At 57.3% G+C, this 24,463-nt stretch carries 27 protein-coding genes and 3 pseudogenes; 15 read left to right on the top strand and 15 right to left on the bottom strand.

Translation table 11 applies throughout. The features are described 5' to 3' along the window. Positions 1-60 precede the first annotated feature (60 nt). Positions 61-399 (top strand): annotated as a pseudogene (locus tag HTIA_RS14280) (transposase); the annotation flags it as partial. Between the two features lie 49 nt (positions 400-448). On the opposite strand, the gene HTIA_RS14275 reads toward HTIA_RS14280, so the two are convergent. Beyond that, on the bottom strand, positions 449-733 hold the full coding sequence (locus HTIA_RS14275) for a hypothetical protein (protein ID WP_008524884.1): 285 nt from the start codon (positions 731-733) through the stop codon (positions 449-451). Positions 734-1,013: 280 nt separating this feature from the next. Here HTIA_RS14275 and HTIA_RS14270 point away from each other — a divergent pair. From HTIA_RS14270 to HTIA_RS14260, 3 genes and pseudogenes are all read left to right on the top strand, one after another. Continuing rightward, positions 1,014-2,690, top strand: a pseudogene (locus HTIA_RS14270) (transposase). A 496-nt stretch (positions 2,691-3,186) separates the two neighbouring features. Further along, on the top strand, positions 3,187-3,723 hold the full coding sequence (locus HTIA_RS14265) for a DUF7437 domain-containing protein (protein WP_021029711.1): 537 nt from the start codon (positions 3,187-3,189) through the stop codon (positions 3,721-3,723). Beyond that, on the top strand, positions 3,720-4,247 hold the full coding sequence (locus tag HTIA_RS14260; RefSeq protein WP_008524878.1) for a hypothetical protein: 528 nt from the start codon (positions 3,720-3,722) through the stop codon (positions 4,245-4,247). Before HTIA_RS14265 ends, HTIA_RS14260 begins: the two co-directional genes overlap by 4 nt. A gap of 298 nt (positions 4,248-4,545) precedes the next feature. Here HTIA_RS14260 and HTIA_RS14255 read toward each other — a convergent pair whose 3' ends face one another. Then, positions 4,546-5,769, bottom strand: coding sequence for an IS701-like element ISHti12 family transposase (locus HTIA_RS14255; protein WP_044951347.1), 1,224 nt, complete (start codon positions 5,767-5,769; stop codon positions 4,546-4,548). A gap of 200 nt (positions 5,770-5,969) precedes the next feature. Continuing rightward, complete coding sequence (locus HTIA_RS14250; RefSeq protein WP_008524782.1) at positions 5,970-6,920, bottom strand: helix-turn-helix domain-containing protein; 951 nt, start codon at positions 6,918-6,920, stop codon at positions 5,970-5,972. A 419-nt stretch (positions 6,921-7,339) separates the two neighbouring features. On the opposite strand from HTIA_RS14250, the gene HTIA_RS14245 reads away from it, so the two are divergent. From HTIA_RS14245 to HTIA_RS14235, 3 genes are read left to right on the top strand one after another with little or no spacing between them, the layout of a single operon-like run. Then, the gene (locus HTIA_RS14245; protein ID WP_008524784.1) at positions 7,340-7,867 is read left to right on the top strand and encodes a DUF7342 family protein; all 528 of its coding nucleotides are present in this window, start codon (positions 7,340-7,342) and stop codon (positions 7,865-7,867) included. Positions 7,868-7,869: 2 nt separating this feature from the next. Continuing rightward, complete coding sequence (locus HTIA_RS14240) at positions 7,870-8,328, top strand: hypothetical protein (RefSeq protein WP_021029758.1); 459 nt, start codon at positions 7,870-7,872, stop codon at positions 8,326-8,328. Beyond that, positions 8,325-9,566: a tyrosine-type recombinase/integrase gene (locus HTIA_RS14235; protein WP_008524786.1), complete on the top strand. Its 1,242-nt coding sequence runs from the start codon at positions 8,325-8,327 to the stop codon at positions 9,564-9,566. The genes HTIA_RS14240 and HTIA_RS14235 overlap by 4 nt, the downstream gene beginning before the upstream one ends. Before the next feature lie 54 nt (positions 9,567-9,620). Here the strand turns inward: HTIA_RS14235 and HTIA_RS14230 are convergent, their stop codons facing one another. Together HTIA_RS14230 and HTIA_RS14225 are read right to left on the bottom strand one after the other, a co-directional pair. After that, a complete protein-coding gene (locus tag HTIA_RS14230; RefSeq protein WP_008524789.1) occupies positions 9,621-10,112 on the bottom strand; it encodes a type II toxin-antitoxin system VapC family toxin in 492 nt (163 codons plus the stop codon). Further along, positions 10,109-10,396: an AbrB/MazE/SpoVT family DNA-binding domain-containing protein gene (locus HTIA_RS14225; RefSeq protein WP_008524791.1), complete on the bottom strand. Its 288-nt coding sequence runs from the start codon at positions 10,394-10,396 to the stop codon at positions 10,109-10,111. Before HTIA_RS14225 ends, HTIA_RS14230 begins: the two co-directional genes overlap by 4 nt. 387 nt (positions 10,397-10,783) lie before the next feature. On the opposite strand from HTIA_RS14225, the gene HTIA_RS16920 reads away from it, so the two are divergent. Further along, entirely contained in the window at positions 10,784-10,939 is a 156-nt protein-coding gene (locus HTIA_RS16920; protein WP_008524793.1) for a DUF7837 family putative zinc-binding protein, read from the top strand. Positions 10,940-11,032: 93 nt separating this feature from the next. Here HTIA_RS16920 and HTIA_RS14220 read toward each other — a convergent pair whose 3' ends face one another. Together HTIA_RS14220 and HTIA_RS16510 are read right to left on the bottom strand one after the other, a co-directional pair. Further along, complete coding sequence (locus tag HTIA_RS14220) at positions 11,033-11,857, bottom strand: TraB/GumN family protein (protein WP_008524794.1); 825 nt, start codon at positions 11,855-11,857, stop codon at positions 11,033-11,035. A gap of 373 nt (positions 11,858-12,230) precedes the next feature. Next, positions 12,231-12,398, bottom strand: a pseudogene (locus tag HTIA_RS16510) (IS4 family transposase); the annotation flags it as partial. 150 nt (positions 12,399-12,548) lie between these two features. On the opposite strand from HTIA_RS16510, the gene HTIA_RS14215 reads away from it, so the two are divergent. The 5 genes from HTIA_RS14215 (at position 12,549) to HTIA_RS14195 (ending at position 15,246) form a co-directional block, all read left to right on the top strand. Next, positions 12,549-12,824, top strand: a complete 276-nt coding sequence (locus HTIA_RS14215; RefSeq protein WP_008524795.1) for a type II toxin-antitoxin system HicB family antitoxin — start codon at positions 12,549-12,551, stop codon at positions 12,822-12,824. Between the two features lie 2 nt (positions 12,825-12,826). Beyond that, complete coding sequence (locus HTIA_RS16020; protein WP_008524796.1) at positions 12,827-13,084, top strand: type II toxin-antitoxin system HicA family toxin; 258 nt, start codon at positions 12,827-12,829, stop codon at positions 13,082-13,084. A 97-nt stretch (positions 13,085-13,181) separates the two neighbouring features. Next, a complete protein-coding gene (locus HTIA_RS14205) occupies positions 13,182-13,490 on the top strand; it encodes a DUF7526 family protein (RefSeq protein WP_008524797.1) in 309 nt (102 codons plus the stop codon). A gap of 139 nt (positions 13,491-13,629) precedes the next feature. Further along, positions 13,630-14,619, top strand: coding sequence for a hypothetical protein (locus HTIA_RS14200; protein WP_008524798.1), 990 nt, complete (start codon positions 13,630-13,632; stop codon positions 14,617-14,619). A gap of 204 nt (positions 14,620-14,823) precedes the next feature. Then, on the top strand, positions 14,824-15,246 hold the full coding sequence (locus tag HTIA_RS14195; RefSeq protein WP_008524799.1) for a hypothetical protein: 423 nt from the start codon (positions 14,824-14,826) through the stop codon (positions 15,244-15,246). 96 nt (positions 15,247-15,342) lie between these two features. Here HTIA_RS14195 and HTIA_RS14190 read toward each other — a convergent pair whose 3' ends face one another. From HTIA_RS14190 to HTIA_RS14160, 7 genes are all read right to left on the bottom strand, one after another. Further along, positions 15,343-15,840 carry a PIN domain-containing protein gene (locus tag HTIA_RS14190; RefSeq protein ID WP_008524800.1) on the bottom strand — a complete coding sequence of 166 codons (498 nt, stop codon included), beginning with the start codon at positions 15,838-15,840 and terminating at the stop codon, positions 15,343-15,345. A 28-nt stretch (positions 15,841-15,868) separates the two neighbouring features. Further along, positions 15,869-17,140, bottom strand: a complete 1,272-nt coding sequence (locus tag HTIA_RS14185) for an IS200/IS605 family transposase (RefSeq protein ID WP_044951341.1) — start codon at positions 17,138-17,140, stop codon at positions 15,869-15,871. Positions 17,141-17,398: 258 nt separating this feature from the next. Further along, entirely contained in the window at positions 17,399-17,689 is a 291-nt protein-coding gene (locus HTIA_RS14180; protein WP_021029759.1) for an AbrB/MazE/SpoVT family DNA-binding domain-containing protein, read from the bottom strand. Positions 17,690-17,762: 73 nt separating this feature from the next. After that, the gene (locus tag HTIA_RS14175; protein ID WP_008524807.1) at positions 17,763-18,158 is read right to left on the bottom strand and encodes a hypothetical protein; all 396 of its coding nucleotides are present in this window, start codon (positions 18,156-18,158) and stop codon (positions 17,763-17,765) included. Further along, on the bottom strand, positions 18,151-18,921 hold the full coding sequence (locus tag HTIA_RS14170; RefSeq protein WP_008524809.1) for a ParA family protein: 771 nt from the start codon (positions 18,919-18,921) through the stop codon (positions 18,151-18,153). Before HTIA_RS14170 ends, HTIA_RS14175 begins: the two co-directional genes overlap by 8 nt. A gap of 179 nt (positions 18,922-19,100) precedes the next feature. Next, entirely contained in the window at positions 19,101-20,036 is a 936-nt protein-coding gene (locus HTIA_RS15520; protein WP_021029760.1) for a hypothetical protein, read from the bottom strand. 64 nt (positions 20,037-20,100) lie between these two features. Continuing rightward, positions 20,101-20,289 (bottom strand): hypothetical protein, encoded by a 189-nt coding sequence (locus HTIA_RS14160; RefSeq protein WP_008524813.1) that lies wholly within the window; start codon positions 20,287-20,289, stop codon positions 20,101-20,103. Positions 20,290-20,448: 159 nt separating this feature from the next. Here HTIA_RS14160 and HTIA_RS14155 point away from each other — a divergent pair, with 159 nt between their 5' ends. Beyond that, positions 20,449-22,020 carry an MBL fold metallo-hydrolase gene (locus HTIA_RS14155; protein WP_008524815.1) on the top strand — a complete coding sequence of 524 codons (1,572 nt, stop codon included), beginning with the start codon at positions 20,449-20,451 and terminating at the stop codon, positions 22,018-22,020. 691 nt (positions 22,021-22,711) lie between these two features. Next, the gene (locus HTIA_RS14150) at positions 22,712-23,794 is read left to right on the top strand and encodes an ATP-binding protein (RefSeq protein ID WP_339325558.1); all 1,083 of its coding nucleotides are present in this window, start codon (positions 22,712-22,714) and stop codon (positions 23,792-23,794) included. 2 nt (positions 23,795-23,796) lie between these two features. On the opposite strand, the gene HTIA_RS16500 is transcribed toward HTIA_RS14150, so the two are convergent. After that, complete coding sequence (locus HTIA_RS16500) at positions 23,797-24,195, bottom strand: hypothetical protein (protein ID WP_148290996.1); 399 nt, start codon at positions 24,193-24,195, stop codon at positions 23,797-23,799. Positions 24,196-24,463: the final 268 nt, after the last annotated feature.

The raw sequence follows: 24,463 nt of genomic DNA, 5'->3' as shown, positions 1-24,463 counted from the left end.
TCGTCCAGCCCTCTGTTGATCTGGACGAATTCTTGTGCGTGTCCTACTGACTCTCAGGTAGTGGCTTCGACTCCTGTCTCTCGTCGAACGGTCTTTCGAGGTATCGCTCGACGATCGTACGTCGAGTGGCCGGCGTATCATTCGACACCACTGTACGACCGAACATCGCTTGCAAGATTGGAATCGGATATCCGAACGGTTTCGGGCGCGTGGTTCGCCCACGAGAGCCACGACTCAATCGAGCAGTTCGTCTGTTCGCTACCGCTGGCCTACTTCAGATTCGATCCCCATGACCGCTACGCGAAGTCGACCCGGTATGAGATGGTCACTCTCTTTCGCATCTTCGTGCTGCAAGAGATCCACGGATGGAATCACGAGACGGCACTCGTCCGGTCGCTGTTACGGTTCTGTTGAGGAGAACAGTCTCGCACTGTTACTCCCGGACTGTCTACAGTATCCTGCTGGCCACCGCGCGAGTGACCGGGAGTAACTCTCCACGGTCGCGATATCGAGAGAGACTGCTCAGACTCAAGAGCAAGAACAACCCGATCCATACGACGACGGCTATCCCGAGCGCCAGTGGAATGCCGACTCGCGCCTGCCCGCTCCCGTATTCGAACCACAAGTGGCCACCGAACAGTGCCCCCCAGCAGGCGTACGCGACCGTCGCGCCGATGGTACAGTAGGGGAGCGCGTCGAGCATCCCCTGAACGAATCCTTTCACGAGCGTCATAGACGAATGTGAAGTCGGTTGCCAAGAGTAAGTGTCTATGGGGTATGATCTCCAATCGGCTACGAGGGGGTTTGTGGTGGTTCCCACTAACGGAACTGGTATCGGTTTGCCGAGTGACGCAACCATACCGACTGTAACACCGGCCTGATGAACCCAACCTCTAAGTCTTGCACAGCAACTCTAACTGGATTCTGATATGGAGTACATCTTGACAATCACTGTCTCGTCTGCACTGAGCAGTTGGACGAATACTTGAGTGTGTCGTCGCCACCATCCCGCCGTGGCCCTGACACGTGAGTCTCGCCGCACTGTCTTCCAGCAGATCGCCCAGTGATCCTACGCTGACTGGCCCACCTACGAATCGAGCCCGCTGTTCGATCGCTCGTCCCTCTCAGCGCTGGAATCGGATGTTCGCCTCGTTGCGGAAACATGGTTCCAGCATGACGCTCACGAGGCCGTCGAACCATTCGTCCACGCAGTGCCGCTCGCATACGTCCAGTTCGATGCCCACGACCGGTATGCGGGGTCAACGAGCTACGAGATGGCAACGCTGTTTCGCCTGTTCCTGCTGAAGGAACTCTACGACTGGGACCACGAAACCGCGCTCGTCGAATACCTCACCCAGCATCCCGATCTCTGTAATCAACTCGGCCTGGAGTCGGTGCCGAACCAATCCACCCTGTGGCGCAGCTGGCACCATCGGTTCACTACTGAACTCCAGGATACCATCAAGACGGCAGCGCGTACCATCCTCATCAAAGCCCAAAATGCGGGTGTCTCTGTTCCACGAGAACCAGAACGGCAGAGCCGCAGACACCATGATGAGAATGAAGAATCGGACCCCGATGATCAGACCGTATTAGAGCAAGCTGAGACAGTCACTGAGCACGTAAGCCGGGTTGTGTTCCCAGCGTTCTCATTGGACCGTGGTGAGGGCTGTGAGATCCACGAGAACGCCTACTGGGATCTCCAGACCTATCTCGGACTTCGAGAGAACCTTGCCGTCAACGAAGGCGCTCGCAGCTTCATTCACGAGTCTAGTCGGAAGCGGACGCCGCTCGGCCACGCCCATCGCGAGCATGTACGCGACCTCTCGATCGAACAGATTCGGGAGATGTATCGACAAGCCGTGAGCCGACTCTTGGATCGAGTCGCAGACACGGAGGAGTTCTTTCGGGCCGGCATCGTTGCCATCGATATTACCGAGTCCGACCCGTTCACCGGTGATCGAGCCGGCCACGAAGACGAGATTATTGGGACGAAGGAGAAAACCGACGAGTATGCCTATCAGTGGGCGACAATCCAACTGGTCGGGAATGCTGTTCCGATAGTCCTCGATGCGCGCCCGGTACGCAAAGGCGATACGCGCAAGGAGATTGTCGAGGACCTCTTGGACTCGGCAGAGGCGACTGTTCATGTCGATAATGTGCTGATGGACCGGGAGTTCGACAGTCAGAACATCCTGGAGATGATCAGCCAGCGTGGCCTCTCCTATGTGGTTCCGAAGCGGATGCAGACCAGCGAAAAAGCGCAGGCGAAACGACTTCTCAAGCGGGGGAAGGACCGCTACGAGACTGATCGAAAATTTCACTTGGCCGACAACGAGTGGCACTCGACGACGCTAATCTATCGGCGGAAGGAGAATTCCGAACACACCGATCATCGGCAGTATTCGGTGTTCATGACGAATCGGAAGAGTGGCCTTCTCTCGGAGTATGGCTACCAGTGGGAGATCGAGAGCGGCTACAAGTCGATCAAGCGGTTCATGGGTGCGACAACCTCGAAAGATTTCGGATTGAGATTCTTCTATTTCGCGTTCGCCTGTCTGTTGTACTCGATTTGGCGGGCAGTTGATTTGCTCGTGCAGGTACAGTTGACCGGTGAATACGAGCACTCGCCGATCGTGACGGCTGATAACATGCTGACGCTGGTAAAGAAAGAAACGGGAATCGGATAGCGAGGGTCTCTCTCCGTGAGAGCACGGCTTCTGAGTGGCGACACTATCCAGAGTCTTGGAAATCCTCTAAATCAGTCAATTGTAGAATAAGAACAGTCGTTCAGAAAGCGATCTGACGCAGATTCTCTTTTCGATTTGGCCGAAACCACGCATTACAGACCCGCTATACCCGCTGTAGTCTCAACTTCCCTGCCTCAGTTTTAGTATAGCGGCATATAATTTATAAATCCGATTTCTCGGCTATTAGCACTGATACTGCGGGAATTCGGCACTTCTGGTGAATAGTCATCTGGTCGTGATTACTTCAATAATCACGACCACTTTGAAGTACCCCGCCGCTGTCGGTGAAGCACGAATGCTGCAACCACCTCACGACGGTGCTTCCCTCAGGGTAGAACCGCTGAAAGTGTTGTCTCTCTGCGAATATTAGATCGGTCGCGAGTCGCATTCTGTCGACGGAAGGCTTATCACGAATTCTCTATAATTCGTAATCAAGATGGCGCAATCACCTCCTCGGTCAGGCCAACCACCAATTCAGCAGTTACAAACGGTTGCCGACCTCCTTGATAAGCCTGCGCTCGCGCGGCTGTACGCCTACATTTTGCAACATGGACCGGTTACCGTATCAGAGATCGTCGATACGATCGATATCCCACAGGGGACCGCATACGACTATGTCCAGAATCTCGAAACAGCAGGCTTAGTAGACAAAACCCATAATCAACGTCCATACGGATACGACGCTGAGTCGATTACACTCACGCTTTCGACCGACAACGAGACCCAAACGATCACGCCGGCGCTTATCGAAGCTGTCGCCCGCCGCGACGAGGATGAGGACATCGATGTCTATATCGAGCGCCATGGCCTCGACGGTCTTGCTGTCGCACTTGAGTACGCCTACGAGTACGTCGACGGGACGGTCAACCATCGGATTGCAGCACGGGAACTTGATCTTTCACCGCTTGAAACCGAGATCATTCTCCAGGCGCTGGAACCGGTTGCCACCGAATACACCGACGCGGTTGCATGACGACGGTCTATATCGCCGATACCGGCGTTTTCGTCCGGTGCGGTGGGCCGGACAAGAGCAAATTTCAACGGCTTCGGCGGGCACTCCAACAGGCAGGAGTCTCGTTGCGTATCCCGCAACGCGTCTACCAAGAACTCGGAGGCAATCCTGCAGCAGACAAATATCCCTCAGGGGATATTCCTTATGCCGATGGATTCGAGGACGGCTGGATCGTCGTCGCAGAAGAGCTTGACTACGCAAATCCACTCGTCTCGACGGTGATGGACGAGGTACGTCGGTTCATTGCCAACGAGACCGATCGAGACGAGGATATCATCGAGAAAGCGGATACAGCACTCGTTGGACTTGCTGCTCAGGTACTTGATACTGGGGAAGCAGACCACGTTGTTCTTCTGACGACCGATAAGCCAGCTGGACGAGCAGCCGAGGCACTCCTCCCACAGCACGGCTTCAGCGACAGTATCGAATTCCGGTACGTCAGCGTCGCATACCTCGAATCGCTCACAGCCGACGAATTTTGGTAGATCAGCTTGAAGTGAGATGGTGCAGATCAGATGTTGGCGAAAACCATATTCGTGTAGGTCATAAATCTAGAAACAGATTGAATGGTGCTAGAAGACATCCCTTCGATTGAAGAGCTGGCCGAGATTACTGGCCAGGCCGAAGAACAGCTCCAGAAAGATCGGGAAGCATCCTCCCGGATGGCCCAGTCTAGTTGTGAGGAGCCTCGGCGCCACGCAGACGAATAGATCTTCGCTCTTGAGAAGCAGGTGATTGATTATTCGAGAGCGGCATCAAGTGCACGTTTGAGCGCTTTGTAACTCAGCTTTGAACGTTAGCGTCGGCTGTTGAGTGAACGAAAAGGTGATCGATCTCTTTCATAAGGTCATCGACGCCACGATCATCGTTGTCTCGAACCCACGAGAGCAGGTTGTAAACGGCTTCCTTCAGGGAATGTTCGAGGTTCGCTCGAAGCGATGACGCTTTCGAGCGAACCGTCCCCAAGGCTCTCGAATCGGGATCAAGACGAACGAGACTGTAGGCAGCCATCAGAAGGTGCCAGTGCCGACTGGCACCTTCGTCAGTCTGCATCTCGCAGTCTCCCAAGCCGAGATCCTGCTTCGAGTCCTCGAAGAACGTCTCGATGCGCCACCGCATTCCGTAAGAGCGAATCACGTGCTCGGTCGGTGCGTCGATCTTGTTCGTGGCGAGGTATTTGACCGGGTTCTCTTCGTCTTCGTCAGTTTCTTTCTCGGCGATGACCAGCTTCACGTCTCCCAGTTGGGAGACGGGAAGCTTCTTCGTCCAGATGTGGTAGGTCTCGTCCTCAACGTTACGTTCGACGGTGTCGATGCGCTCTGCCAGCGCATCGACGCTGATCTCTTCGCCGGCGTAGGTTACCTGTCGGTTGCTCCGGAGCGGGCCGATCCAGTCGTTGCCGTAGGATTCGATGTGTTCGACGAGGGTAGAATCGTGAGCGAACCACGAGTCGAAGAGGTAGGTGTCCGCCGGGACACCTACCTCGTCTTCGAGTTCGGTGACGATCTCACGGGCGAGATCGTACTTAGTGTCGTGATTTTGGTCGTTTTCGTCCTGTTTTTCGTAGAGGCGGAAGGTGAGTGGGTAGGCGGTTTTGTCGTCAGCGTAGAAGGCGTAGATGATGTCTTGGCCCCAGACAGTGTCACCTTCAGCGTGATCGTAGAAGTGGCCGACGCCGGGGACTTCGTCCCCGGCTTTCTCGGTGATCGTGTCGTCGAGGATGATGTAGCCATTTTTTGACCAGCGTGTTTCACCGTGTTTTTGGAGTTCTTCGAGGCGTTCGTGGTTGAATTGCTGTTCGTCCCAGTTGTACTCGGTGAGGAACTTGTTGAGAGCGCGTTTGTCTCCAGCTGGAAGGACTTCGCGTGCGATGCCTGCCACGGTCTTGTTGCTGGCTGCAACAAGACCTGTGGCGTAGGTTTTCGCGTGCTGACGTTGTGCGGGTGACAGCGACTCGAACTCGTCGAATACACGCGTGCACGACAAGAAGTCCGTAATCGGCATCATCCGTGTTCGCTACTGCCTACGTCACGATCCTACTTCAACGTTCAAAGCTGAGTTTGTAACCTGGCTTCCTATTAGAGCGGCGGAGTTGAAACGTTCTGAGATGGGGCGTGAGCTTATCTTTTGATACTCCACGAGGGGCGAGAGCCAACTGTCGAACTCTTCGAGGAACGCTCTGATCGCATCTCCACCTTTGAACACAGTCATGAGACACCGTACTGCTCTTTGAGAGCGGTAAATTCTGGTTCACTCGGGAGGATGATCGAGAGGTCATCAGCAGTCTCGAACTCATCGTGAAGAGGACGGTACATCGCGGCTACCACTGTCTCCAGATCGTACCACGTTGCCGTTTCTGTAAGGGTTTCTTTGTCGATATCCAATTTCTCGATAAGCAGCATCGAATAGCTGACACGGCGAGAGCCGCTATCGAGGAGGAGGGTATGGCACACTACCTCCGAAGCCGTGAGATCCTCATCGGGAGCGTACCAGAATGCGGGTTCACCTGCGAGGAAGAACTGCAAGCCGTACTCCTGAAATCGCGCGAGTCCAGTTACCCGCCACTCAGTAGCCGACTCTAGTGCAGTCGTATCCTCGGACGTCTGGACGCGAACGAGTGCCCGCTCTGGATCGGACCACTCCACAGTTGCACTCGGAGCAAGTTCGCGAACCCGTGAGCGATGTTCGTGAGCCGCGACTTCCCGCGCGAACGTCAGCAACGGCGAGAGATCATCGGTCAACGCGTATTCGGGCCCAGACGGCGAAAGCATTGCACGGTGCTTGAGCGGCGATAGCGCGTTATGGACGCCCTGCCGGGTGATGTTGAGCCGATCTGAAATTTCGGTCGCTCGGCGTGGCTCGTCGAGATACCAGCACACCCGAAGCGTAGCTGGCGAAAGGATCTCAGTCCAGTTAATATGACTCAGCTTCGAACGGAGATCTCGATACGACTCAACGACCGGATGATCAGTCACCCGGACGAGACGTCGATTCTTCGAGCCACGAGATTCGGTAAGTAGCCCAGATGCGAGCAACTCATCTAGCACTTCGTAGATGTGATCCTGCGAAAACCCAGTTTCCGATGCGAGTTCGTTTGGAGTTGCTTCACGACCAGCGTTGAGCGTGTCTATTAATGCAAGGCTGGCCTTCGTCAGCATCTTTGTAAAGTATATCCCCTATTCATATAAGTATGTTTTGGGATTACTATTTACGAAGGGAGCGAGACGATTCTGCTCGCTTCGACGATGATGTGCGAAACATGCTACTTGATCACCACGAGGCTGACCGTAATGAGGGACAGTACTGAAAAAGCGGATGCGATCATTTCGGCCTTTCTGCACAACTCCTTGATACTCAGAAGCTGACCACGTCGTTCTTCTGGCAACCGACAAACCGGCTGGATGAGCGGTCGAAACACTCCTGTCACAGCACGGTTTCAGCAACAGTATCGAATTCTGGCACGTCAGCGTCATATACCTCGAATCGCTCACAGCCGACGAATTTCGGTAATCTCCTTTCCTTCAATATAGAATTATTGACCTCAACTTATATTAAGATACAGACTGAATAGGAGGACATGACTGAAGAAACTGGGATCCGGGACCAACAGACTACGGGCGAAGACCGCGTTCGGATGACCGCCCGTCAGCTGTCAGAGCCGCGGACGGCTAATTGGATCGCTTCTGAAGCGGGCTGGTCACATGAACCGACGAAGCGAGTCCTCGAACGACTCGTCGATGATGGCATACTGCATCGTGACGACAGCGGTACCCACACGACGTACTACCCTGATTATCGCCGTCAAGCGATGCAGGAGGCGATGCGTCTTCGAGACAGCGGGCACACTGTCGAAGAACTCACAGACCGTCTCGCCGATATGAAGACCCAAATCCGCGACTGGGAGGACGAATTCAGCGTTGAGTCACCGAACCAGCTTCGCGGAACCCTCGCTGACGAGTCCCTTGACGCTGAAGAGGAAGATCGTCGCCGTGAGATTGCTCGTGAGTGGGAGCACCTCCAGCGGCGCATCCAGATCGTTGGTTTCGCCATCCGCGAATGGGACTTCCTCGCTCCGACGACAGAGTCTGCTGAGGCCAGCAGCTAGCGATGTCGGTCCCGCATCCAGGCGGTGATCCGAACGCGAATCTCTATGCTCAGATGAAGCGGGACGTTCTTGATCGCGTCCCACAGATTACGGCGGTCGAGTTCGATCCGAATGATATCGAAGCCAAGCAGCTGCAGGCAATTTTCGATCCGGTTCGCCTCGATCCCCCGACAGGCCCAGATTCCCCAGAACTGACTGTCAAGTGGTATCGACAGAATCCAGACGATTGGTTCCGTATCAACTATACCGACCCAAACACGGGCTTTCACGCCGGCTGGCACCAAGACGAGGACCATCCGGATCTTGGACAAGCGCATTTCCAGTACTCAGCCGCCAATCGAGAGGATCGATGGGGGGTCACATTCGAACACGAGACCCCATCCTTGATCCTTTGGGAGATTGTTGAAGAACTCCTCGAAGCCGTTCGTCCGACATACCAGTATACGAACGAGGAATTATGACCTCCGGTACACCTCGAAACAGCTCCGATCAGTCACTCGTGAGTTCCTTCGAGCGCTACCTCCAGGACAAGGGCAAGGGTCGTGGTGGCGACGGTGGGAACTACCGACGTAATGCGGCGCGCGAACTCGAACGGTTCGCCGAGTGGGCTGCTGGTCAGCGCGGCGCCGACGACTGGACTGGAATCGTTCCCGCTGACGCCGACCGCGAACCCGCCTTTGAGGATCTCGATGAACGCGTCTTTCGGGAGTACGCCCGACATCTTAGCGGAGATCGCGGCCTCAAGCAGAATACCGTCCAAACCTATTATCGCTATATCTCTGCGTGGTGTGGTTGGTGCGTTAACGAGGGATACCTTGAGGCCCATTACGCCCAGCGGGCAAGCGCGATGGCACCGCTTCCCGAGGACGATGGCCGCAAGCCCGGAGATCAGCAAGCCTGGACATCCGAACAGCGCCACGCCCTCACCCGCCACGTTGATGAACGCGCTCGTGAGGCGATCGAGACCTACACGACACTTCCGGAAGATGCCGCTCCACTCGACAGACAGCGAGCACGCTACACGGCCCTCAAGGCCGCTCGTGACCGTGCCCTCGTGTTCGTTCTCGCCTACACCGCTGTCCGGGTAGGCGAACTCCTGCGGGACCCAAACGACCCACGTCGGCGTGGGGTTCGATGGGAAGATATCGATCTGGAAGACGGGAGTATGGACGTCTACCGAAAGAAACAGCAGTGGGACGCTGCGAGCCTCCCCGATCCAGTTATCTCGCCGCTACAGAGCTATCAAAAGATAATGGATCCACCCACGGAGCGGTGGCCAGTGTTCCCGACGTTCGACCAACGAACGCTTGCGGAACTCGTTCAGGATGAACTGGCTGACCGAGGGGAGCGCCTGGATGCGATCGGCAAGCGACGTAATGAGTACGCTCGTGACCTCTTGCTGGCGCTCGACGAGGATATTCGGCCGCCGTCGATCACGACTGACGGCGCACGGTCGATTCTCCAGCGACTCTCGGAAGCCGCAGAGATCGACATTGACCATCCGAAACACGACTACCTCGCACCCCATGGCGGTCGGCGCGGAATGGGCGAAGTCCTCGTCCGTGCGTTCGGGTACACTGTCGCCGCCCGGTACTTGGACAACTCAGAGGAGATGGTTCGTGAGCGATACTCCCATATTGAAGCAGGGGAACTCGGCGACGTGGCTACCGAAGCACTCAATGAAATCGATCCCAGTTGAATCGACGAGAAGAATACTCGAATCCGTAGGGTTAACGAGAAAACCGACGACCGTCTACATCTCATCGAGAAGATCTGGCAGGACAGTCAACGAAGAAAAGTACGTGTTGTAGAATCCTTCATCAAAGCTTACCAGTGAGTCGGCATCGACGCTCGCATGCCCTCCAATGATGAAGTCAGCCGCAATGTGCTGGCGCGGTGAGAGCGCCGTGTCACACTGCTCGCATGTGACCGACTGCTTTGCTCCACAGGAAGGGCATTGAAGGCCATCTGGCCGCCGCTCGGTGTAGCGCTGGAACGCCTTCCCTGCCTCGAAAAGAGCCTCACGTGATGGCTCCACAAGCTGGATGCTGAAGTCGTCGAGAAATCGATTGAGGTCGTCTGTCGTATCAAAGTGACCGTCCGCGGCGAGTTCCGCGTACACAATTGGCGCAACGACGACCCTTCCTTCTTGATAGGCACGTCGGAGTGCCTTTTCACTCGCACCCGCATACTCATCCTCGTACAGGAGTGCGATGAGCGCGTTCGTATCGACCGCTGTTGTCACGTCTTGGCCCCCGAATCATTGTTTTCATCATCCTCATCGCTGACGTCGCGAGGAAATTCCCCGCGGAGCCTGCGCATACGGTCGGGCATCGTCTCACTACTATCCGCACTGCCTCGGTATTTTTGAAACGGGTCGTCACCCTCTGCTGTCGTCGGTTCTTCCTTCCGTAATTTGTAGCCAGACTCAGTCTGCTCGAACGAGACCTCATCTCCTGGCTCAATCCCGAGCGCCTCTCGGATTTTCTTTGGGATAGTAACCTGACCTTTGGTAGTGACGCGTGGCATTACTCCTAGTATTACATAGAAAGTAATACAACAAAAGTATTGCGGATAGTATCTTACTCTTCAACCACAGCCTATTCAGAAATCCGATAACGGACGATCTCGTCTGACCCGCATTCTGGACACTCATCTGCATCCGGGGTCAGATTCGCCCCGCATTGGCGACATTCCACGACTACCTCCGTGCCATCACCAGAGAGTAGCCGACCGAGGACCGCCCGGACACTCATGGGTTTCTAAGGTTCCAGCGGCACCGAGTTAATGATACTGGTAGCTCGTTACAGCAGATAATGTGTTTCAGTGTGGGGGATTTCGCAGAAAACTTACCTTCAAAGACGCTGTAGAGACCAACGGAAGGAACCTGTCACACGCTCCTTCCATTCCCCTTTCATGAGCGACGACGACACGCGAGTCCTGGGTCGCTGTCCGGACTGCGGCAAGCGAATCACTCAGGCGTGGCTGCTGGTTGAATACGAGAAGGACACTGGTGAGATGGGCATCTGGGCCGAATGTCCGGTATGCGAGGACGTGGTTGCGCCTGAGTAGAAGGAACCAGAAGATGGTCAGTTCGCGTGTTTTGACTCGATCAGCGGCTTCGATGCACGCTCCGAATTGGAGTGCGCTCCGGATATCGAGATCCTACCAGGATATGATATGACTGTATTGTGTTGCTGACTCCTTTCCGAACAATCGGTAGTCGGCGATCGGTGGGATCTCAATTTGTTCGGACGGGATTTGCGATGGTGTAACGAGACGGTCAAGGATACCTGGGAGGTGTTGAACCCCCACTGCTGCGACGATCGTCTCAATATCATCTTCGTCTGCGAGTGCGTGAAGATATCCGGCCATAGATTCGTCGCGGTCAGCAAGGACTGTCTGAAAAGCCTCCGGGTCACGCTGTTTTGTCAACTCCCGCCATCGGCGAATCGTCGCTAAATCCAAGTTGTGGTACGTAGAGGGCGTTAATTCGTCTTCAGATTCAATAAGCCCTAATTCTGTGAAGATCTCGCTGTCGTACTGTGCGAACTCGTCCCCGATTTCGTACTCTTGGGTGTCAATACCGGCGAGACGTACGTCCCAGATGCGATCCGTGGCGTACCCAGCCGCTTCAAGCTCATCGCTCGGCGGCCACGTCGCATCGTGATTGTCTGGGTGATACTGTGAGATTGCCTCACTGCAGGCCTCAATTGCAACGACGTCGGGTTTGTACCGAGTGATTGCACCGGTTAATCGGGCGATCGTAAACGGCCGTCTATGGAGGACACCTAGAACATGGATCCCACCGACGCGAGCTGAAATATCACATGCAGCGACGCCGGTCGGCTGTATTGACTCGTGTTCGCCTGCAAACGCGGGATTCTCAGCTGGGGTGCAGGACGTATCCTGGGTAGTGGAGCCCGTTCGCGTAGCAGACTGGAATTCCTCCAGATCGCTTTGACGGGGAGAATCCGGTTGTCTACTCATCGGGATCCCTCACAGGATGTGTTTAATTGCCTTCTCAGATTATGTTTTCCGCTACTATTCCGTTGCGGGGGCTTTGTAGGACCTAGAGCGCGATTTTGCTGAACTCTCGCATTAGGATGGCTATGTCTTGGTGTTCGTACGGTTATCGCGGCCGGAGCGGTGTTCATCTGTGACTCCCACGTATCAGTACAGACAATTTTCGCTTTCGGCGGCGTGTATTCGTGGGCAGTCGGCAATCGTCCACGTTTCGGCACCTCTTGGCCGCGCCGCGACGCGGACACGATGTGGAAGTGTGTACAGTGATGCATAGCAAGTGAACCCCTTCGGCAACGTCGTGTGTGCGGTGATGGGGAATCGAATCATTCGTTCTAGTTTAGTGGCGGTCAAAGCCGAACTCACCTCGTTCAACCTGCTCGCGTAACCGATCTCTGTGTGGATTTGGATTTCGTGACGCCCACAGCAACAGATCGTCCAAATCCGGCAGTTCGTAGCCCAACTCGACCATGAGATACAGCTGGATCAGATGAGCGTGGCGTTCAACCAGGGCGTCATAGAACAGGTTACAAGATGATTGATTTCAAGATTGCTGGAGGTAAATTACCTACTCAGTAGGTGTGCGTATCGAACACTGACGAAGTGTGGCACTGGTGAAGCCCGAAACGTTTTGCGTCCTGGCAAAGTACACGTGGATATGGCGCAAGCCGACTCGGGTGACGCAGATACACCTGATCGAGAGATCAGGTTGCTGAAGAATCCGAACGGGCAGTGGACGGCCCGTGACCTTCGCGTCGGAGTGACTGCCCAGGGCGAGAGTCGGGATGGCGCACTCGACAATCTCGACGCCGTTGTCGAGGCAGTAGAAGGCGACGGCGGTCAGCCCCCGACCGACGACGAGATTCGTGAGCTGGGTGTCGATCCCGAAGACGCTCGAACCCAGGACGGCGAACTCCCCGATGTCTTGCAGTAGCGATGGTGACGAGAGACTTTTCCGGCGAAGACATATACAAAGTACTCGTCAACGTTGGTGGCTTCCGGCACGTGCGTACGACTGGCGACCATCTGATTCTACGATGGGATCCACCGGAAAGCCACGAGAATACAGCCCCCCGCATTGTGACCGTTCCAGCCCACGACTCGATCAGTATTGGCACACTCCACGATATCGCCGATGATGCAGGGGCGGCGGACTTCGAAGCGTTCTGCGAATGGATTGATGAACACCGGTAACTGGCTCTCGACGCGTGCCTCGATCGGTGCGGTCACTGTACTGAGAACCGCGCTCGGGTGAGCAACGTTTCTATAGACCGCTATCTACTGCATACGCATGACTGAGATCTTGGAGGGAGAAGTTCTGTTTGTGGTTCCACCGGACGAACTCGATGAGCACAACCTGACTGATGAGGTTCGTGAGCTTGCTGCCGCGGAATCTCGGTACGTCCTGGTCTGTCGGAAGGGCGGACGACCCTCCTGGCTCGAACGGATCTGGTCGTTTCTCCGCCGGCAGCCGATCGAGGCCGTCACAATTGTCACTAACCAGCGGGCTGAAGCCGGCGATCACGTGACGATGACCGTGCGAGAAACAGCACTGCCAGAAGTATACGAGACTGTCCAATCACACGAGAATTTGGACTAAGAACGACGTTAGTGAAAAAGAACGCCGCCCCAAACCGGCGCACAATCGCACACTTTTGGCCACCGTCGTAGTACGTCTCGTCGCCAGCGGGACCTGCGGGACACCCATAATTTTCTACCGACCGGGGCTATGCTCGGATATGAGCTTCACTGCGACGTGGCACAACCTCCTCGACAATCTCGACGAGTTACCCTCGGATGCGACCCTCGTCACGCCTCTGTCGCGGAAAGCGTTCACTGTCACCGACGTCCAGCAATCCCGCGTAGTAATCCAATATCGTGATGATGATGAGTCGATCCCGCTCCAGCAAGATCAGTTCGAGACACTCTACCGGCGGATCCAGGACACACACGGCGCGTTCGACCTCGACCGTCTCCCGCCGGACGCCGAGCCGTACGCGACTGTGCTCTCCTTGCACCCTCGCTTCGAAGTCAACGACCGCGACGGCACGCTTGCTGAGAGTGACAATTCCACGGGCTCGCCACTCGTCAAAGCTCAAGCGAGTGCTGACGACGCCGACCAGGAGCGCGCCGAGCCGGACGTCGATGTCTATGCGGACGCGCTGTTGCTTATCGACGCCCTCGAACGCCACGATCTTGCTACTCTCGAAAATGCGGAGACGCCCGCTCTCGTGAATCTCTACACGCTGCTCTCGGACGTCCAGCGCAACGCCAACGCGTTGCGCAAGGACATCCGGAGTATCCTCCTCGATCGACTCCATCACGACCAACCCGTCAGCGGACAGTTTGGCTCCGTCCAGCGCACGACGCGTCGGAATCGCTCACTCAAAGACGATGCGTTGGTGCTGAACGCCTTCGAGAGCGCTGGCATCGAACGCGAACGACTCACTACCGTTGATCCGGACAAGGTTGACGACGCCCTCGACGTGACCGAACTCGCTGAGGACGACGTCTACGAAATCGATCAGTCCGAGTACGTACGCAAAGCTGACGTTGACGAAGACGAGAAGGAAACACGCCTCCAGGGACTCAAAGACCAGCTGGCAGCCACAGAGGGCGATGAAGCTGAGGAACTTCGCAAAGAGATCGACGAACTCGAAGATCGCATCGATGAACTCACCGAGTTTCGCTCCGGGCGGTCGTTCCACGAATCGTCCGCTGGCGAGTGAGATACTGGCGAACTTTGTATCGCCTCGCGCGCGGTGATGACCGTTGTAACAGCCCTCGGTAGCTCGACCCTCAATCCATGTCATTGAGGATGGACTGGAAGATTCAGGCGTTCGGACCGTCGCTGTTGGCTTCGCGCTTGAGTGCTACGAGACGGGAACTATGATGTATCCATCGTTCCTCATGATCCCAGAGAGTGATTTCCCATGACGGAGAATGATGACGTCGATCCAGAGGATCCACGTCCGGAGGGCCACTACCCTCGCTTCGCCGACAACGAATGGCACTACGTTCCCGACGAGCTGGCACAGACAGTCTCGCTTGGGCCAGCTGGCGATGGTGAGGAAGGGCAGGATTGGGTGCTGACGTACACACCGGAGAAGCGCGACGACAACGACAGAGAGAAAGTCCTCGTCCGGCTGACGCCGCGCTCGCTACACGAACTCTACATCGAGACGAAGAACCTCTCAGCTGACCAGCGGATGCATGGCCACAGTGCGGAGTGTGATCTCTGTGGCGACCAGGTCGATCTCGACGAGGCGATCCCGAACCCGCGGGGCGAGCCGTGTCACAAGCACTGCTGGGCAGAGTACACAGGCGCGCCTGACTGGTTCGCTGACCACGTGTAGCGAAGAACTGGCGAAACGAGAGAACAGCGCCGTGCGGACCCGTTCGTGTGGACGTGAGGGTAGGGTTGAGGCAGGGAAACAGGTATCCAGTACGGGTCAGACAGGGCTTTCGCGGATTTGATGCAGGTCGATGTCCTCAGACAGGTCACCGAACTCTGGGTCCGCTCCAACGACGAGTGTCGCTTCCTCTTCGAGTGCCAGCGCGGCAGCGTACGAATCGCCGAGTGAGATACCACCCGCGCCTTTGATCCGGGCCACGGTGCTCCAGGAGGGCGTCTCGATCGTCACCCCATAGCCGCGGAGAATGCGCAGATCCTGCTCCCCGACATCGAACTCGTCATCGCCAGGTGGGGTTCGGTTCGGGTCACCGGTTTCGAAACGTGCGATTTTGTAAACCACTTCGGTGGCGGTCGCGTGGGAGATCGCGCCGGTCGCCTCTTCTCGCTCGATCGTCTGAAGCCGCTCGGTCACATCGGAAGCGCCGGGTTCGTCGTAAAAATACGCGATGAGCGGCTCTGTGTCGAAGACGAAGTCCTTGACATCCTCCCCACCCTGAAGGGATGAGGATTCCTCGCGTTGGCGGTCTCGGCTCATGCCGAACCACCACACGAGCGACTTTCTCCTACACCGATTGTAGGATACTCTGGTCTGTGCGCACTTCTTTGGGACTTTCGTGAGAGTATGGTAACTCCGACCACTGGTGGTCGTCCCACTCGAATCGCACGGGCCGTGCCATCGGCCGTGGTACGTCTGTTTCGTGCCGCCTGAGGAACGTCTCTGACGCCGTGAGGTCGGCGTGCCCCTCGAAGCCACACGGACACGTGAGGGTGTCCTGATGCCGCGTCGTCCGGTCGGTTGAACCGCAGTTCGGACACGTCTGACTCGTCCACGCTTCCGTTCGAACTTCGACCGTGATGCCGAACTCTTCGGCGGTGCACGCAAGTCGGTCGATGAACGCGCGGAACGCCCAGAAGTTGTGCGTCTTCTGGTTCGTCCGCACCGACCAGTGTGTTTCGAGCACGTCGGTGAGGTCGCCGACGAACACCCTCGAAACGCCCTCGGCGTACAGTCGATCCATGAGATCGCGGGCGAGCCCGTCCATAGCGTGGTCGCGCCGGCGGGTCCGGCGACGGTACAGGCGTTGGATCCGCTTCGACGTGTGCCGCCCCTCCTGGAGCTTCGACTGTAGCCGTGCGATTTCTCGTGTTGTCTCGCGGAATCGCTCGAAGAGGTCGCGCCCCTCGTACAGATACTGCTGGCCGGTCGTGGTCGTACAGGCGACGATGTTGTTTGCGCCGATATCCAGAGCAGCCGTCTCGTCGGCTAATGATGAGTCCTGTCGAGATTTGTCTACCGTGACAGGTTGAATGGCTCTGAATTGGTCGCTCAACTCGTCGTAGTACAGTTCTAACCGGCCCTGCTTGCCATCCCACTTCGGAGCGCCTGCGACTTCGAGGCGTAGGCGCTCGGTATGCCCGAGATCGTACTCGTCCTTGAGGTCGGAGCCGACCGGGATTTCGAGACGGGAGCGGTCGCCCATTTCCAACGTGTACTGGTCGTTGCGGATGTACGTTCGCAACTCCCGTCCCTCGTCCTCGTTGCCCCAGTATCCCGGTGGGGCAGTGTCCTCGCCATCCTCGTGGGCGGCGAAGAACGACCGCCACGCCTCGCTGTTCTTGCGGATGACTTGTTGAGCGGTGGCGGAGCCGAGGACGCCGACGTACTGCTTGCGGTAGTCGGCTGTGTCCCACACCGATTCGCCGTCGAAGAAGTTCTGGCGGCGCTCGTAGTTCAACTCGTTCCACAGGCTGGCGGAGGCGTCCAACAGGTCGCGGAGCAGTCGCTCGTCCTGCTCGGAGCGGGGCCGCACCGCAAACGTGTTGGTTCGCCTCACGACACCAACTTCTATGGTCTTGTGGTCCTAAAGTCTTGTCACTGATGCGTCCGAACGTGGATATTCCGTGGTCGCTCCACGGCCAAGTGAAAGAGTGGGCCGAAGACACTGACCAGACTCTCACCGAAGCATACATCGAGTTAGTGAGAACCGGACTCGACAATGTGGAACATCCAGACGAGCCGTAGCGTGTAGACTGTCGGGCCGTGCTGTCGCTCGGACCCACCCGTGAATAGGTGGGCTTCCACTTGCCATCCGTCATTGATGGCGTTCGAGTCTCTCGTCGCGCTCACGTTCGAGCTGCTTGTCCTCGTCTTTCATCTCCCGCAGGTGCTCGAGGACCTCACCCTTCTCGTAGCGTCCGGCGTGGACGCCCTGCATCTCTTCGACCGAGGGGAGGGGATCGACCACGATGCTCCCATTCTCTTCGTGGATCAGTACCTTTCCTGGCGTGTCGATGCCGAACCGTTCACGCAGCTGCTTGGGGATCGTCGCCTGCCCCTTCCTGGACACGCGGATAACTTCCCCGTCGTCAGTATTACTGGACATTCCTGTATTACAGTTAGAAGTAGTGCTACTAATCTCTTTCCGTCACACTTTCACCCCAATGGACTACATGACGCTATACCGAGTCCTTGCTTTCCAGTCGTTCTGTGACTTCTGTGATGTCCATCTCTTCCAACCGTTCCAAACCGAGTTCGACGAGGAGCGGGTAGAAGTGGCGAGTCTTCTTGAGATCGATATCAGTGTCAGACTCCGAGAGCTCCAGATCCAGGCGCTTGAACGCTGTCGAGAGGCTACTGTTGAGGTCGTCGTCGAGGTAGAAACTCCGGACGTTCCATTCCTTCTTGACGTTCTGTGCGTTCTGTGAAGTCTGGTCGTTCTCGGAAGTCTGTGATTCTATGGAACTCATTTCGGCCTCCAACTGCTGGGGTGCGTCGTCGCTGTCCTCCTGGTCGCGATCGTCTTCGGTGGTCTCGAACCGACGGCTCAGCCGGTCGTCGATCTCGTCAGCCATCGGCCACCTCCGTCGCGATCTCCGCGAAGACGTCGGTCATGTCTACCTCCTCGGCGTTGTCTGCGAACACCGATCCGCCTTCTTTCATGGCTCGCTTGATTGCCGCCCGCGTACGGACGACCCACACCGGAACGTGCCCCTCGAAGCGCTCGTCGTACCACTCGATCGCCGCTTCCTGCTCGTTGTCCAGGGGGTAGCTGACGTTCGAGACGATCACGCCGGCGATGTCGATCGTCGTGCTATAGTTGTCTTCCAACGTGTCCAGCTGCCGGAGGAGATGGTTCAGCGCCAGCTGGGAACTGTCGTCGGCCTCGACCGGCACCAGGAGCTCCTCGGTCGCCAGGACGACGTTGTCGTTCAGTGGGCCGAGTGACGGTGGGGCGTCGATCAGGATGACGTCCCACTCATCGACGCCCTCGAGGAGGAGGGGGAGTCGCATCCGTGGTCGCATCCCCGAAGCGATGAGGTCCTGCTCCAGGCGGAACATGTCGATGTTCGCCGGCAGGAGGTCGAACTCTTCGTGGTGGACGACCAGATCAGCAACGTCGTATTCGTTCGGTGATTCGAGCGCATCGTACAGTGACGGTGGATCGGACGCGTAGGCGTCCTCATAGCCGAGGCGATGGGTCAGGTAGCCCTGTGGGTCCATATCGATCGCGAGTACGCTCTCGCCCTGTGCAGCGAGCGCTCCGGCGACGTTGATCGTGTCCGTCGTCTTCGCGACGCCCCCCTTCTGGTTCGTGATGCCGATTCGGCGTGTCATGATCTCCTATCGTTCTGTGCGTTCTGTGACTTCAAATATTCCCGTCAGACGCCCGGCTGCCTTGTTGGGGTGAGAGTACAGTAACAGCGGGCACGGATGTCTCGGTGTTGCGGAACAGTCTCGCAGTCGGTGGTGAACGACGGGGTGGCCACCCCGGCGGTCGGATCCGGAGTGGCGACTCAGGAGTTTGAGGGTTCTTCGAGCGTGAACGTCACCGTCGCTGCTTCGGATGTCCCGTCGCCCGTCTCATCGCGAAGCAGTACTTCAGCAGTGTACTCGCCCGGATCAGCATTCGTCGTCGTAAAGGTCATCCCGTGTTCGAAGACGCCCCAGCCATTCTTTGAGGCGATCTGATTGTCCTCGTACTGGTCCATTGTCACCCGATTGCCGTCGGGTCCAAAGACCCGGCACTGCTCGAAAACGTGATGTGTGGAGTTCTCGACGTAGTACTGATAGCGCCACGCGATCGTGATCGGCTCGCCGATCGTCGCCGAAGAGAGAGCTTTCTCGACAGCATCGCCATAGTTCTCCCACTCGGAAACGAGATTGACGTCTTGAATGATCGGCGCCGTATTACCAGTCACCTCTATCGAAGTGATGGGGCCGCTTTCACCGAGGCGGTAGTCGATTGTATATCCAGCTTGGTCGAGGGAGACAGGTTCGCTCTCCCAGGTCTGTGTTTCGCCAGCAGGAACGAAGACCTGGACTGTGGATGGCGTCTCCCACTCTCTGACGCGATCGCCAGATCGCGGTCGAACGTAGAGATCTCCCTGCCACGTGCCGTCTTGCCCGCCAGCGTTCCGAATCGTGATCTCGATCCGATACGACTCACCAGCCGCAACCTGGCCTGGGAGAGACAGTCCCACCACTTCGAACTCGGCCGGCGACGCGGTCGTGGTTGTCTCCGTAGGCGTGTCTGTCTCCGTAGGTGTGTCTGTCTCGGTGGGTGTCGCTGTCGGCGTGGGTGTTGGGGTACCTTCCTCCGTTGACGTCGGAGACGCTGGTGCAGGCGTCGTCGTGGCTGTTGGAGAGGAGTCCGTCTCGTCGTCGCCCCCACTGCAACCAGCCATCCCAATCGTGGCCGCAACCGCTGTTAGATACGCGCGGCGATCCATACACGAAGCTGTCGGCGAGAGGAGAAAATAGTAGGGGCACGGTGGGAGCCGGATTACTCAGACTCTACTCCGAGTCACGATCCCGTCCAGCTGCGATGTCGTCAGAACTCTCGATGCCCTCGATCATCTCCTCGGGGTTTTCGAGAGTGAGGTACAGCAGCGCGGCGTCCTCGACGGCGTCACGGGCGGTCCCACCGTGCTGGTCTTGAAGCGTTGCGAAGAGATCGCCGGACAGTTCGACGCTCACTGGCATTGGTGTGCTCCTGGAGGGTCGCCCCTCCAACGGTCACGCTCTCACGCACGTCTGGAAGAGGTATCGGTCGTCAGCATCAGCCCGAGTAGCCATTGTATCGGCTACCGAAGCCGCCACCACCCCGACCGATATACATGACTGGGGGGCGAACTACCGCCTGTGAGCGAGTTCGAGATCACGCCGCGTGGTGGGGTCGAAGAGGTCGGGCGATCGTGCTATCAGGTCCAGGCTGGCGATCGTGACTACCTCGTCGATTGCGGCCTGAAGCAGTCCCACACGGCTGAGTTCCCCACGTTTCGCGGGCTGGAACCCGGGCAGATCGACGCGGTGTTCATCACCCACGCCCATATCGACCACATCGGCGGGCTGCCCGTCGCCGAGCAGCGTGGCCTGTTCGCCGACGACGCGTCGATCATCATGACGCGGCCGACGAACGCCCTCGCGACGATTCTCCTCCACGACTCACTCCAGATTCACAAGCAGGAGGCTGAGGAACTCGGGCGACCGCAGGAGTTCACCAGCGACGACGTCGAGCGCGTCCTCGATCGCGTCACCAGCGTCGGCTACGATCGCGACCATCACCTCAACGTCACCTACGAGTTCGGCGACGCCGCGCACCTGCTGGGGAGTGCGTGGCTCGCCCTCGAATTCGACGAGCGGCGTATCGTTTTCTCCGGCGACCTCGGTGGTCGGAGCGCCCACCTGGACGACATCGACGACCCGCCGGAGGCCGACGAACTCCTCCTTGAGTCCACGTACGGAGATACGATGCAGCACCGCTCGTTCAGCGACGCCCGGACTGAGGTCTACGAGCAGGCCAAGCAAGCCCAAGCGGCGGGAATCCCCGTCCTCATCCCGACGTTCGCCGTCGGTCGGGCCCAGGAGATCCTCCAGCTCTTCCGAGAACGAGAGGACGATCTTCGGGGCGCTGTCGATGGCAAGCCGTCGATCGTCTACGACGGGATGATCACGGACTCGATGCCTGTCTACGAGGTCTTCTGCCAGGACGAGTTCATGGGCGATTCCATAATCAACTACCGGATCAACTCCAACGACGCCGAGCCATTCACCCCGGACTGTGCCTGGACGCCCGAGACGATGGACGAACGAGAGCGCCTTCTTGACGGCGACAACGCGCCGATCATCGTCGCGCCGTCGGGGATGCTTACCGGCGGCTGGTCGCCGTACTACCTGCGGGACCTCGCCCGGCACTACGACGAGGCACGAGTGCTCTTCATCGGCTACCAGGCCGAAGGGACGCCTGGTCGAGAGATCCTCGACGCGCCGGGCGACGACGCCGACGTCCAGATCACAGCGCTGCCGGCTGCCGAAGACTACGATCCCGAGACCGACGACTTCGGCTTCCAGGAGCAGGAGATTCGTGTGCCCACTTCGTGGGTCCGTGAGATTGGTGGGATGTCTGGCCACGCCGCCGCGAACGATTTGCTTGAGTTCGCTCGCGAGGCTGATCCACTGGGGATTTCACTCGTTCATGGGCCACCAGGCGCTTCGGCTCATCTTCGGGAGCACCTCGCCGACAACACTGACGCGGAGCGGGTGCAGACTGGGCAGCACCTTGCGACGATCGAGATCGGCCAATCTGACGTGATCACACCGGATATCGAACAGTTGCTCGAACGGCAGGCTCGTCTCGAAGACGAGCTGGATGCTCTTCGCGAAGAGATCGAGAAGGTGGCGAATCGCCAGCGAGCGCGTGAAGAACAAGACTGACGAGTGGGTTACTACGTGATCGGCATTGAGTTGCCGGAAGCGGATAGGAAGGCGATCGGTGGGTCAGCTCGGCCATCGAGTCGAAAAGCGTCCGGAGTGCTGTGTGACGACGTATTATCGATCCGATATCGATCTGTCGTCGAAAGCGTGTTGACACGGATCCAGACAGTGGGAGTGAGCGAGCAACACGCTGGAGCGCAGTCCCGTGCCTCTTGTCTCTCGACAGGGAAGGGGCAGTTCCCTGTGTAAAGAGACTCGCCAATATTTCAGGCCAGCATTTGATAGCCAGCCAATACCAAATACAAGCTTGGGGAATGTAAGTGCTATGGGGTGGTTTCAGGAATTCGTCACGTCATGTTACGATGGTTAGTGTCAGAAGACGGGGGAGAGGGGGCGTCCGAGGGTGGGGGTCACCCTGAAGTCAGCAATTGATGAGTCGGACCGCCCCCTCGGGATTCAACGTGGCAGGGGAACCACGATACTGAATCCCAACACGCGAGGCGAGGCGTATCGCCTGGGTCGGCAAAAACCGACCCGTTTTGAGAGTGTGGGTCCCCCGCACGTAAATCCTGTGAGTACTTTCTGGATCAGATAACAGTCCGCTCGGTTGCATTGACAATCGACGGTTCACAGACTGAGAAAATGGGCAGTCCAGTTATTACGGGGCAGATATCATAATCATACGATCCCATTGGTCCATTCGGAACAAGCAGATGCCTGGTTGCCGGTCCCTCACTTGATCGCCGGGTTTGGTGTCGTGCTGCTCTTCATCGCTTCCGTCTATCACGCCATCGAACTACGGGCACTCGATGGGTCATTTGGTCCGGTCGCTGCCCTCGTTGTAGACGGAGTGCCGGCGCTTGGTATCATCTTCGCCGGCTACTGGCTTGCAGACAGTGACCTTCCATCGGCTGAATTGGACACGATCTGGTGGCGGACGTTGATCGGCGCTGTGGTCATTGGCGGTGCGTTTTTCGCGACAGTGCTTGTCCGACAGTACGAATCACGAGCCGTCACCGAGCCGGTCTTCCCACTGCTCGTGGCCATCGAGGTTGGGGCGCTTGCAGGGTTTCTTACCAGTTACTATTACGCGCAAGCCCGCGTCGATGCTCAACAGGCAGAGGCCGTCACTGACGCGTTGAGGTTCGTCAACAAGCTCATTCGTCATGATCTCCGCAATGACTTGAGTGTCATCGCTTCTCGGAGTGAACTTCTTCGCACACAGCTTGATATCGACGATACTGATATCGAGAGTCCCCACCTCGTCGTCGAAAAGGCCGACGAGGCGATCGAACGCATCGAGACGACCGAGGCCATCACTAAAACACTGGTCGGTACGGCTGATTTCGAGCCGATCGATCTCACGTCGATCACGGCCGAAGTGGCTGACAGACTAGACGAAACCCACCCGATCGACGTCCGGACAGACCTCCCCGAGACGGCACTCGTCTACGCGAACGCTGGACTCCAGTCAGTGGTTGATAATCTCCTAGAGAACGCTGTCGAGCACAACGACGCCGACGATCCCTACGTCGAAATCACGATCACGGTCGCCGACGACGCTGTCTGGCTGACCATCCGCGACAATGGCCCAGGCATTCCGAATGATCGTCGGCGGACGCTGTTTGAATCGGACGTAGACACTGGCGATGGAGGGTTGGCATTAGTTGGCACGTTGGTCGATATGTACGACGGCGAGATTTGGATCGAGGCAAACGAGCCTCGGGGTACCGTTGTCACGGTTGAGCTCCCGTTGGCTGACGATCAAGATTAATGTCACGAACCGTCAGTCGATACCGTTTCGAAGTCGATCTCGAAAATAACCTTCCCATCACAGTTCTGGTCCAGCCGTACATTGGCGTACGCGTCGATTGCTGTTTCTGCCAGATAGAACTTCAGCCCGCTCTTGCGTTCGATGGGCTCGAACAACGCTGCTTCGACCGCCTCAGGGAGTGCTGCCGGTGACGCGGTGAGCCGGCACGTCACCTGATCGGATATTGACGTACACGAGCATGCGATCGTCCCGTCGGGCTCCAGTATCGTTGCCAGTGCTTCAAGAAAAAGAGCAAGCTCTTGTTCAGCCCGGTCTCCGACCCGGACGGTCTCACTTTCTTCTGGCGCATCGATTGTGCAGGAGACATCGATCTCTGCGCGTGCTGTCGCTCGGTCGAACATCGTTTGGAGATCGCCGACGGTCGTAATCCCCTCTTCGTCGAGCGAAGGGCCGAGATGGTCAACGTGGGTCCCGATCGTGGTAATCGTCTCTAGACGATCGCGGATCGTATCCAGATGTGATTGCTTGTCTCGTGAATCACCGGGACGAAGTTCAGAGAGTCGAGTATCGATGACTGTAACCGAGTTAAGAAGGTAGTGCCGCAAGACGGTATTCAGTTCGTTCCAGCGCTGTCGTTCAGTTTCAAAATCTTCGAGTCTGGTCTCGGCA

The sequence above is a fragment of the Halorhabdus tiamatea SARL4B genome, from assembly GCF_000470655.1.
GTDB classification, from domain to species: domain Archaea; phylum Halobacteriota; class Halobacteria; order Halobacteriales; family Haloarculaceae; genus Halorhabdus; species Halorhabdus tiamatea.
This window is presented reverse-complemented; position numbering and strand designations above follow the sequence as displayed.